The 11,908-nt window shown below is 28.5% G+C and carries 11 protein-coding genes; all 11 read left to right on the forward strand.

The features are described from left to right. The first annotated feature begins 232 nt into the window (after positions 1-232). The 11 genes from pckA to ACZ5B9_RS00280 all read left to right on the forward strand — a co-directional run bounded on the left by pckA (position 233) and on the right by ACZ5B9_RS00280 (position 11,894). A complete protein-coding gene (pckA, locus tag ACZ5B9_RS00230) occupies positions 233-1,828 on the forward strand; it encodes a phosphoenolpyruvate carboxykinase (ATP) (protein ID WP_464422880.1) in 1,596 nt (531 codons plus the stop codon). 36 nt (positions 1,829-1,864) lie between these two features. Next, positions 1,865-3,277 carry an oxaloacetate decarboxylase subunit alpha gene (locus ACZ5B9_RS00235; RefSeq protein ID WP_464422881.1) on the forward strand — a complete coding sequence of 471 codons (1,413 nt, stop codon included), beginning with the start codon at positions 1,865-1,867 and terminating at the stop codon, positions 3,275-3,277. Positions 3,278-3,399: 122 nt separating this feature from the next. Next, positions 3,400-3,666, forward strand: a complete 267-nt coding sequence (locus ACZ5B9_RS00240) for a hypothetical protein (protein ID WP_021769855.1) — start codon at positions 3,400-3,402, stop codon at positions 3,664-3,666. A 159-nt stretch (positions 3,667-3,825) separates the two neighbouring features. Further along, positions 3,826-4,191, forward strand: coding sequence for an OadG family protein (locus ACZ5B9_RS00245; protein WP_464422882.1), 366 nt, complete (start codon positions 3,826-3,828; stop codon positions 4,189-4,191). A gap of 28 nt (positions 4,192-4,219) precedes the next feature. After that, positions 4,220-4,606: a biotin/lipoyl-containing protein gene (locus ACZ5B9_RS00250; RefSeq protein WP_315288822.1), complete on the forward strand. Its 387-nt coding sequence runs from the start codon at positions 4,220-4,222 to the stop codon at positions 4,604-4,606. 130 nt (positions 4,607-4,736) lie between these two features. Further along, positions 4,737-5,855: a sodium ion-translocating decarboxylase subunit beta gene (locus tag ACZ5B9_RS00255; RefSeq protein ID WP_315288824.1), complete on the forward strand. Its 1,119-nt coding sequence runs from the start codon at positions 4,737-4,739 to the stop codon at positions 5,853-5,855. A gap of 360 nt (positions 5,856-6,215) precedes the next feature. Continuing rightward, on the forward strand, positions 6,216-7,241 hold the full coding sequence (locus tag ACZ5B9_RS00260) for a glycosyltransferase family 9 protein (protein ID WP_464422883.1): 1,026 nt from the start codon (positions 6,216-6,218) through the stop codon (positions 7,239-7,241). Between the two features lie 21 nt (positions 7,242-7,262). Beyond that, positions 7,263-8,552, forward strand: coding sequence for an O-antigen ligase family protein (locus ACZ5B9_RS00265; protein WP_464422884.1), 1,290 nt, complete (start codon positions 7,263-7,265; stop codon positions 8,550-8,552). Positions 8,553-8,568: 16 nt separating this feature from the next. Further along, a complete protein-coding gene (locus ACZ5B9_RS00270) occupies positions 8,569-9,579 on the forward strand; it encodes a capsular polysaccharide synthesis protein (protein ID WP_464422885.1) in 1,011 nt (336 codons plus the stop codon). A 33-nt stretch (positions 9,580-9,612) separates the two neighbouring features. Beyond that, the gene (locus tag ACZ5B9_RS00275; RefSeq protein WP_464422886.1) at positions 9,613-10,752 is read left to right on the forward strand and encodes a glycosyltransferase; all 1,140 of its coding nucleotides are present in this window, start codon (positions 9,613-9,615) and stop codon (positions 10,750-10,752) included. Between the two features lie 41 nt (positions 10,753-10,793). Then, complete coding sequence (locus ACZ5B9_RS00280) at positions 10,794-11,894, forward strand: glycosyltransferase family 9 protein (RefSeq protein WP_464422887.1); 1,101 nt, start codon at positions 10,794-10,796, stop codon at positions 11,892-11,894. Positions 11,895-11,908 lie beyond the last annotated feature (14 nt).

Here is an 11,908-nt window from a genome sequence, read left to right on the forward strand (position 1 = left end):
AAGTAAATTATTGAAACTCTTTTAACTTAATTTTTAAAAGAACATTATTACAAATTTAACATTACCCAAAAAATTCAAAATCAAAATATTTAAAATTAAAGTTTTAAAAATTAATATTGTTTTGTCTTTCCCTACTATAGTGTAGGGATTTTTCTTATCTAAAATTACAAAAAACTAATTAATGAAAATATATAAATATTATTAAAATTTTCAAACATGTGGAGGAAGTATTATGAAAAAAGTGACAAAAGACTTGGAAAAACTAGGAATTGTAAATGTGGCAAAAATTTACAGAAACTTGACACCGTCTGAATTGATTGAACATGCCTTAAAAAGAGCGGAAGGAACCTTATCGGATACAGGTGCTTTAGTTGTAACAACAGGTAAATATACAGGGCGTTCACCTAAAGACAAATATATTGTTGATACCGCTGGTATTCATAATAAAATTGCCTGGGGAAATGTAAATAAACCTATTGAAAAAGAAAAATTTGATTCTATTTATAATAAGTTGATTGCATATTTGCAAAATCGTGAAATTTTCATATTTGATGGAATGGCAGGAGCAGATCCAACTTGCAGACGAAAATTTAGAATAATAAATGAACGAGCAAGCCAAAACTTGTTTATCCATCAATTGTTAATCCGTCCAACAGAAGAAGAATTAAACGATTATGGACATGCTGACTTTACAATAATTGCAGCACCTGGTTTTAAATGCAATGCTAAAATTGATGGGATAAATTCGTCTGCTGCAATAATTATTGATTACGAAGCAAGAGTCGGTATTATTTGTGGAACAGAATATTCAGGAGAAATTAAAAAAAGTGTATTTTCAATAATGAATTTTGTAATGCCTGAAATTGATGTGCTTCCTATGCACTGTTCTGCCAATATGGATCCACGAACTGGTCAAACTGCTGTATTTTTTGGACTTTCAGGAACAGGAAAAACTACTCTTTCAACAGATCCTAATCGTAAGTTAATTGGTGATGATGAACACGGATGGTCTGATCACAGTATTTTTAACTTTGAAGGAGGATGCTATGCAAAATGTATAAATCTTGATCCAGAGCACGAACCTGATATTTATAATGCAATAAAATTCGGAAGTCTTGTGGAAAATGTTGTAATGAATCCTAAAACACGTGAATTTGACTTTTATGATAAGAGTTTGACAGAAAATACAAGGGTTGGTTACCCGATTAATCATATAAAAAATGCACAAATTCCAGGAATTGGTGGAATTCCTAGTGTTGTAATATTTCTGACGGCAGATGCGTTCGGAGTTTTACCTCCTATTTCCAGATTGTCAAAAGATGCTGCAATCTACCATTTTGTAACAGGATTTACATCTAAACTGGCTGGAACAGAACGTGGAATTACAGAGCCACAACCTACATTCTCAACTTGCTTTGGAGAACCATTTATGCCTTTAGATCCATTAGTTTATGCAGAAATGCTAGGTAAAAAAATAGAACTTCACAACACAAGGGTATTTTTGATAAATACAGGATGGTCTGGTGGTCCTTACGGTGTCGGAAACCGTATGAACTTAAAATACACACGAGCGATGGTTACTGCTGCATTGAACGGTGAATTAGACGAAGTAGAATACAGACATGATGAGATTTTCAATGTGGAAATTCCACAATATTGTCCAAATGTTCCAAGTGAATTGTTAAACCCTATAGACACTTGGGCAAATAAGGAAGCATATGGTGCAGCAGCAAGAAAACTAGCTAAAATGTTTAGAGAAAATTTTGCAGTAAAATATCCAAATATGCCAGAACATATTGTAAATGCAGGACCATTATTTTTTGAATAGCAATTTTTAAATGTTTACTAAACAATGGAGGAATTTATGGGGAAAGTAAAAATAACGGAAACATCACTAAGGGACGGACATCAGTCACTTATGGCAACAAGAATGACTACTGCCGAAATGCTTCCAATAATAGAAACTATGGATAAAATTGGATATCATGCAATGGAAGTCTGGGGTGGTGCAACTTACGATGCAGCAATCAGATTTTTGCACGAAGATCCTTGGGAAAGATTGAGAGAAATTAGGAAAAGGGCTAAAAATACAAAGTTGCAAATGTTATTAAGAGGACAGAATGTGCTAGGATATCGACATTATGCAGATGATATTGTGGATAGATTTGTTGAACTTTCGATAAAAAATGGAATTGATATTATTAGAACTTTTGATGCTCTAAATGATACAAGAAATATTAGAAAAGCTTCGGAAAGTACAAAAAAATACGGTGGACATAGCCAGCTTGCAATTTGTTACACAATAAGTCCTGTTCATACGATAGAATATTATAAAAAATTAGCACTTGAAATGCAGAGTATGGGTGCAGATTCTATTGCAATAAAGGATATGTCAGGAATTTTATTACCAAATGTGGCTTCTATTCTAGTAACCGAATTAAAGAGCGTTTTAAATATTCCACTTGAATTGCATACACATTCTACAGCAGGACTTGCAGAAATGAGCATAATTGAAGCTATTGATGCAGGAGTAGATATTGTGGATACTGCTGTTTCTCCATTTGGCGGAGGAACTTCACAGCCATGTACAGAACCACTTGTAAGGACTTTGCAAGGAACAGAATACGACACTGAGCTGAATTTAGAACTTTTGAAAGAAGTAGCTGAATATTTTAAACCAATAAGAAAAAAATACATTGATAATGGAACGTTAAATCCAAAGGCTTTGGGAGTAGAGCCAAATATTGTAGAATATCAATTACCAGGAGGAATGCTTTCAAACTTATTGTCGCAACTAAAATCACAAGGGGCGGAAGATAAATATGAAGATGTTCTCCGTGAAATTCCAAAAGTTCGAAAGGATTTAGGTTACCCACCACTTGTAACTCCAATGAGCCAAATGGTTGGAACACAATCTGTTATGAATATTCTAACTGGAAAAAAATATCATATGATTCCTAAGGAAATAAAAGATTATGTGAAAGGAATGTATGGAAAATCACCTGTCCCAATTGATGAAAACATTAAAAAAACTATAGTTGGAGATGAAGAGGTATTTACTGGACGACCTGCTGATTTACTAAAGGATGAATATGATACGATGAAATCTGAAATTGGAGATTTGGCAAAATCTGATGAAGATGTATTGACTTATGCATGTTTTCCACAAATTGCCAAAGGTTATTTAAAAGAAAAATATTCTGAAAAAAAAGATAAAGAGACTAGAATAGATAATAAAGAGGAGGTGAAAATTCAAAATATTAATGTAATTTTTTAAGACATTTTGGGATATAGTAAATTTTTTGTTAGTTGTTTATTGAGATAGCAAAAACTAAAGTATTGGTTTAGACTATGTAGCTCAAATCTGGTGTTTGAGCCGTTATAAAGAGAGGTGAAACGATGAATTTAGATATAGATTATTTCAAAAATAAATTAAAGGAAATATCAGAATGGTACGAAAATACCAGATGGAACAAAAAAGCTTTACTTGAAAAAATATCAGAACTGGACATAGAAATTAATAAGACACGTGATGAAGAACATTTAATAGACTGGGATAAATTAACACATATAGAGGAAAAAATCATATCTGATATGGTTCATTTAAGAAACAAGATGAAAATTTCCCACAAGGAAAGATTTGACAGTTATTATAAAATAAAATGAATAATGCTCAAACTCTGTAAAATTTAACTTATAAATTTATACAGCTCAGAGTTTGAGTAAAATATTTAAAACTTTTACATTTGATTTTAGAATAATTTTATTAAAAATTTAGAAAAATTGTAAAATTAATTTTAAAAATTTGAAAGGAAAAATTAAAATATGAAAAGTATTTTATTTGGAAATTCAGCTGTGTCAATTGGGGATGCCATTTACATTACCATTATAAGTATGAGTATTGTTTTTTTTATATTATTTTTGATTTCATTTGTATTATCATTTTTTAAATATTTTTCAAATTCTGAAGAATTGAAACAGGATATTATAAATAAAAAAAGAAATGATAATCAAATTGTACAAAACTCAAAGAAATCTGATTTAAAAACAATTGATAATGAAAAAAAATTTAGTATGGAAAAAATAAAGGACGAAACTATGCTGGCAGCCATGATGGCAGCTCTAATTGAAGCGGCTGGAGATAATGAAAACTGCTACATAAGAGTAAAAAATATAAGAGAGATCAAGTAAACTTTAATAAATGAGGAGTATGACAAATATGATTAAATTGTACAAAATTAGAATTGGAGAAAAAGTTTATGAAGTAGAAGTTGAAGCTGTTTCAGAAAAAGAAGGTTCTATTACTACTTCAAACAACGTAGATAATGAACCAGAAGAAAAAAAAATCGAACATAATTCACCTCTAAATGAAGTTAGTAATTCCATTGAAAACGGTGAAATGATAAATGCACCTATGCAGGGTCTTATTGTTGATGTAAAAGTAGAAACTGGACAAAAGGTAAAAGCTGGAGATGAAGTCGTGATACTAGAAGCTATGAAAATGGAAAATCCTATTGTTGCACCAAAAGACGGAACTATTCTTGAAATTAAAGTCTCAAAAGGAAGTACTGTAAACACTGGCGATACTTTAGTAATATTATCATAAAAATATTTTTAAAATTTATTCTTTGATATACTCAATAAAAATTAATTTTATAGTATATCTATCTTAAAATTAGACATAGAAATGTGATACCATATCACTATAAAACCTTATGGAAAGGAATGGTTTTGAAATGGAACTACTAAAAATTCTTTACGGAACAACAGGGTTATCAATGATAACTGTAAAACAGATTATTATGATAATAATAGCTTTAAGTTTATTATATCTAGCAATAAAAAAACAATATGAACCATATTTACTGCTTCCAATTTCCTTTGGAATGCTGCTGGCAAACCTGCCTGCTGTAGCAAATGAGGGACTTATGGAAAAAGGCGGACTTTTGTACTATCTTTATCAAGGAGTAAAATTAGGTATTTATCCACCGTTGATATTTTTAGCAATTGGAGCAAGTACAGACTTTGGACCACTTATTGCAAATCCAAAAAGTTTATTACTAGGAGCTGCTGCACAATTTGGAATTTTTGTAACATTTATAGGAGCAATTTTACTTGGATTTACAGGAAAAGAAGCTGGCTCAATTGGAATTATCGGAGGAGCTGACGGGCCAACCGCAATTTATACCACAACCAAATTAGCTCCACATTTACTAGGTTCAATTGCTATTGCAGCCTATTCCTACATGGCTTTGGTTCCTGTTATTCAGCCACCAATTATAAAACTTTTGACAACAAAAAAAGAGAGAATGGTAGAAATGACACAACTAAGATTTGTAAGCCAACGTGAAAAAATTATTTTCCCAATAGCAGTAACAATTATCGTGATTCTTTTAGTTCCATCATCAGCACCGTTAATTGGAATGTTAATGCTTGGAAATCTTATAAAAGAAGCTGGAATTGTCTCAAATTTAGTTGAACACGTACGAGGGGCACTGCTTTACTGTATTACTATTGTATTAGGAATGACAGTTGGAGCAACAGCCAATGCAGAAACTTTTTTAAGTTTTAAGACAATAAATATTATTATTTTAGGGTTAATCGCATTTTCGTTTGGAACAGTTGGTGGTGTAATATTTGGAAAAATAATGTATAAACTCTCAAACGGAAAAATAAATCCGATGATTGGATCAGCAGGAGTTTCTGCAGTACCAATGGCAGCAAGAGTTGTACAAAAACTCGGACAAGAAGAAAATCCCAAAAATTTTCTGTTAATGCACGCCATGGGACCAAATATCGCTGGAGTAATTGGATCAGCAGTTGCTGCAGGAGTTCTTTTAATCATATTCAAATAAAAAATTATTACTCTCATTTATTAGTATAATTAGAATAACTAAAAATTATTTAATTATATTTAATGAGAGTTTTTTATTTTTATTCAATTTTTGTATATCTTTTTTAAATAAAGTTTTTCCCATAATAAATAAACGATAAAAAACATATTTTTTTAAAAATTATGATATAAAATTATTTAAAATATGATATAATAACTCTGTATATAGAAAATTCAAAAATTATAACTATTCTTACTCAAATCTTAAATGTATTGACTCATTGACAATCTATCTTTTGAGAATTTGAGTAATTTGTGTATAAAAAATCCTTTCTTATGAGGAGTTTTGTAAATAAATTGGTACTTATAAAAGGGAGAATAAATGAAAATATTGATAATACATACTGCATTTATAGGGGACATTGTACTATCAACACCTTTGATACAAAGATTAAAGTACATGTATCCGAACTCTAAAATAGATTATTTGACATTACCAACAAATCAAAGTGTGATAAATAATAATCCTAATTTACACGAAATACTGCTTTATGATAAAAAGAGAAAAGACAAAGGAATAAAAGGTTTTTTGAGAGTATTAAAAATATTAAAACAAAAAAAATATGATTATGCTGTAATACCACATAGATTTATAAAATCTATATTACTTGCAAAATTAGCAAAAATTCCCAATATTGTTGGATTTGATGTAGCAACAGGCTCATTTCTTCTAAATAAGAAGGTTCATTATGATATGAAAAAACATGAAGTGGAAAGATTGCTTGATTTGGTTGAATACAAAGGGGAAAAAATTCCAATTAGAATTTATCCTTCAAAAGAAAATTTTGTTAAAATTGATAAAATTTTGAAAAATCATGGATATTTTGAAAATCAAGAACAAAAATTAATATTAATTGCACCAGGAAGTCAAAGACCTGAAAAAATATGGCCGATAGAAAAATATCGTGAAGTTATTGAAAAATTGAAAAAAAATAAAAATTATTTTATTGGGATAACTGGATCAAAATCTGAAAAAGAGTTGCTTTTAGATTTTCCAGAGGATAAAAATGTTATTGATTTTCGTGGCGAAATTAATCTTGTGGAATTTGGAGCATTGATTTCAAAAGCTGATATTGTTGTAGGGAATGACAGCTCTCCAGTTCATATTGCCAGCGGATTTGAAAAACCGTTTGTAATTGGGATTTTTGGACCAGGAAAACGAACTTTGGGATTTTTTCCTTGGACTGAAAAAAGCAATGTTATTGAAGACAATGAATTTTATGAAAATAATATTGTAATAATTCCTAAAAATCAGCATAAATATAAAAAAGACTATTATAAAGGAATCCCTTTAATTAGTGTAGATAGAGTTTATAATGAAATTATAAAACGAATTAAAAAAATATAAAAAGGATAAAAATAATTAAATATGAAAAATAAATTTAACGTAACTATAAATATAATGGGATATGTCTTGAGTTTATTAGTTGGAATATCTCTGTTTTTATCAGAAAAATTTGAAAATAATGTTTTAATTCCTTCGTTACTAGTAATATTTATTATTAGTATGTTTCTAAAGGAAAATAGAAAAAAACTTTTAGAAAATATAGATATAAAATTTTCAATAATATTATTATTATTTGTGTTCATGCCATTTGTAATAGCACATTTTGATGGTGGAATCGACACTCGATTGGATAATTATATTTTAAGATTTTTATTGTTTTTTCCATTTGCTTATTTTTTAAGCAGCACCAAAAAAGTTTTGAATCTTTTGAAGGCATGTTTATTTGGTGGAACAATAATTTCAATTTTAGCTACCATTAATTTTATAAAAAACTATGATGAATGGGCTCATCCAGTAGGATTTTCTTATCCAAGAGTTACTGCTATTTTAACTGTTCAGGATTTTGCTAACATTATGTGTTTGGTACTTTTATTTTTGCTTTCATTCTTATTTTTTTATAAAAACAATAATAATAAGAAGAATGTAATAATTAAAATTTCCCTAGGTATTTTATCAGTACTGTTGCTATTTTTGGTTATTGTAAATAGATCTAAAATGGTTTATATTTGCCTAATACCAACAATTTTTTACATTTTGTACAAAATAAGAAAAAGATATATTTTAATAGGAATTTTAATATGTTTTGGAGGTTATTTTGTATTACCAAGTTCAATCTCAAACAGATTACAATATATAGTAAACTATAAAAATGATCCATCCAGTAATTTAAGAGTAATTTTTTGGAAAACTGGAGCAGAAGCATTTAAGCAAAAACCCATATTTGGCTGGAAAGCAGAAGATAGAAAAGTATTTAACCTTGAATATTATGAAAAAATAGGTGTTAAAGATTATGTGTATAAAAATTTTCTTGATAATTTAAGTGAATGGGAAATTTATTATGTTCATACCCATAGTACATATTTACAATTCATTTTAGATTTTGGAATTATAGGATTTACTTTTTTAGTAATCTTCTTTATAAGTATACTTATAAAAGCAATCGGCATAAGTTTTTCAAAAGATAGTGAAAATTATGATTCTAGACTAATTGCACTTGAAATTGGAACAAAAACTGCCTTAGCAGCTTGGGCAATACAAGGAATTACTGATATTAACCTGAATAACAAATATATGGTTATTACTGCAGCGATATTGATATTTGTACTAAATCATTTATGGATGAAAAAAATAAGACTAGAAAAAGATATTTAGAAAAGGAAAATAGAAGATGAATAATTATAAATTTAATATTTCAAAACTTGATAGACTTAACAAAAAATTAAGGCAAAAACCATATAAATATATATACAAGGAAATGATGCCAAAAAAATTATTTAATAAAATCCAAAACAGAGTTTACTTTATAACTCAAAAAATGGTTGGAGAAGACTGGAATGAGCTTTTAAATGAATATTTTACAAAAGGTATTAAAACAGAACAGATTAAGCCTAAAAAATCATTTGAGAATGAAAAAATTATATGGCAGTTCTGGGGACAAGGATGGGATTTTGAAAAATTACCTGATGTAGTGAAAATAAGCTATAAATCTGTACAGAAATATAAAAAGGACTACACAGTAATACACTTGGATATGAATAATATAAACGATTATCTTGAAATACCAGAATATATTTTACAAAAACTTGAAGCTAAAAAAATAAATTTTGCACATTTTACAGATATAATAAGACTCGCTTTACTAATTAACTATGGTGGAGTGTGGATTGATGCGACAATCTTGCTTACAGACTATTTGCCGCAGGAATATTTTGAAATGGACTATTTTATGTTCCAAAGAGATGACAGCCTTAGTTTAGAAGAGAAAAAGGACTGGGAAGATTATGATGATTTTTATTTTTCGTGGAATGATGAAATGAAAGTCAGAGTATTAAATAGCGTAATTTTTGCAAAGAAAAATAATGAAGTATTGAAAGTTTTGCTAGATATGATGCTAATCTTTTGGAAATATAACGATTTAGCTCCAAACTACTTTTTCTTTCAAGTGCTGTATACTGAGTTAATCGAAAATTATTACAAGGATAAAAAATGTAAAGTTGTCTCAGATACATTAACACACGAAATGATAAGAGTCTGGTTTGATAAATTTTCACAGGAAAAGCTGGATGAAATAACTAAAAGAATCAATATTCACAAACTTACATATAAAATTGACGCTGGAAAACAGGATACAGCAGGAAGTTTTCTGGAACATTTTAAAAAAATGTATGAAATAAAATAAAAAGGATTTAATATAATTAAGAATGGGGAAAAAATGAAAGTATTAGTATTGCACGGACATCTTAGTATGGGTGGCGAAGAAAGAGTTTTACTTAATGTTCTAAAAAATTTGGTGGAACTTAACTATGATGTTGATTTGCTCATAACTTGGAACCATAAGGAAAATAATTTATTTGAAAATGAAATTCCGAAAAAGGTAAATTATGAATTTTTATTTAATAATTATGACGGTAAAAGTAAAATTATTAAAGAAATCTATAGATTACGGGCAAAATTGACTTATCTAAAAAAAGTTGAAAAAATAATAAAAGAAAAAAAATATGATATTGTTATAGATTATTCTTCAAATTTACTGAAATATAGTAATCTTGATATAAAAGTGCCTGTATTTGCCTGGATTCATTTTTCTCTTACTTTTGGAGAACATTTAAATACAGACAAAATAGAAAAATATAAAAAGCAATATAAAAAATATGAAAAGATATTGGCAATATGCGATACAATGAGAGATGAATTTGTAAAAATTCTAGGAATGGATGAAAAAAAGGTGGAACTTGTCTATAATCCAATAGATTTGGAAACTATCCGTAAAAAAGCTGAAACTATTGATAAAAAGTATGAAAATTATTTAAAGCAGGACTATTTCTTGCAAGTTTCACGTCTGACAGAACAGAAGCAGCCTGAACATCTTGTTGACATTTATTATAAATTAAAGCAGCAAGGCATAAAAGAAAAACTTTATTTCATTGGAAATGGGGAAAAAATTGAATTAATTAAACAAAAAATTAGAGAATATAATTTAGAAAATGATGTTGTATTATTGGGGCAAATTGAAAATCCATATCCATTTTTTAAAAATGCAAAATTATTTGTTCATACTGCAAAATATGAAGGATTGCCAACTGTACTGCTGGAAAGCCTTACTTTGGGAACGCCTGTTGTGGCGTATGACTGCCCTACGGGACCAAAGGATATATTGGGACAAAATAGTGAATATGGAAAGCTAATTCCATTAAATGATAAAGATACGTTTGTTGAAAAAGTTTATGAACTGATGAATAAAAATGAAAAATATGAAAATTATAGAAAGCTGTCACTTGTGAGAGCGAATGATTTTTCAATGGAAAACAATAAAGCAAAACTAAAGGAATTAATTGAAAATATAAATTCCTAAAAATAAATAGCTATTTAGAAAAATGTAAAGAAAGGTTACATATGAGTATAGTAAATGGAATAAAATCCAAAGTAATAATATGGCTGTTTGGTACTAAAAAAAAGCACAGCGATATTGATTTGAAAAATATAAAATCAATACTTTTAAATCCTAAAGACTCTATTGGCGATACTTTAATGTCTTTTTGCTATGCAAGGCAGTTAAAAAAAATGTATCCTGATATAAAGCTAGGAATAGTAGTAACAAATAGAAATCTGGAATTTACTAAATTATGCAATGAAAATGAAAAAATAATAGATATTGCTGTGAAACGGAACGATGTACTTAAAAATCATAAAAAGTGGGATGTATTACTAGACTTTTTAAGCAAGGAAAATACAAAGCGTATGATTTGGAAAAAAGTATTAAGTCCCAAAATTACAATGATTTTTGGAGAAAGTGACGAAGGACATTATTATAACAGAAAAAATGTAAAAAATTATGATTTTGACTGTACTCCACTTGTTGAAACACATATTATAGATTATTTGATAAATTCTGAATTTTCTAAATATTTTGAAATAGAAAAACAAAAACCGCATATTAAACTTTTGGAAAAAGATATTGTAAAAATGGAAAAATTTTGGAAATATGATTCTCAAAAAGTTGAAGATAATAATAAAAAAGTAAAAATTTTATTAGTTCCACAAGGAAGCGACAGAGAAATGAAACCAGAAGAAATTGCTGAGCTATTAAATAATATTGAAAATGATAAAATAAAAAATGTGAAAATTATTATGGGTAAAACTGATGGAAGCAAAGAATATTATAAAAAACTAATAAGTTATATAAATAAAGATTTGGACATTTCCTTATCCAACAAATTTAACATTAAAGAATATGTTTTGTTTATGGCGACAGCTGACTTAGTAATAGGAGTGGATGGAGGGGCAGTCCACATAGCTTCTTCACTAAATAAACCTCTTTTGAGCTTTTACGCAAACAATAAATACAATTTATGCAGATGGTCTCCTAAAACAACGGCTGATAGCCTACAAGTAATCTCAAAAACCATTGGAAACCACAATCAGACATATAATTTTTCACTGTCTGAACCAATAAAATGGTTAAATAATAAAATAGAAGAAATATTAAAAAACTAACTATAACAAAGGAT

This window comes from Leptotrichia sp. SK-5, from assembly GCF_055387215.1.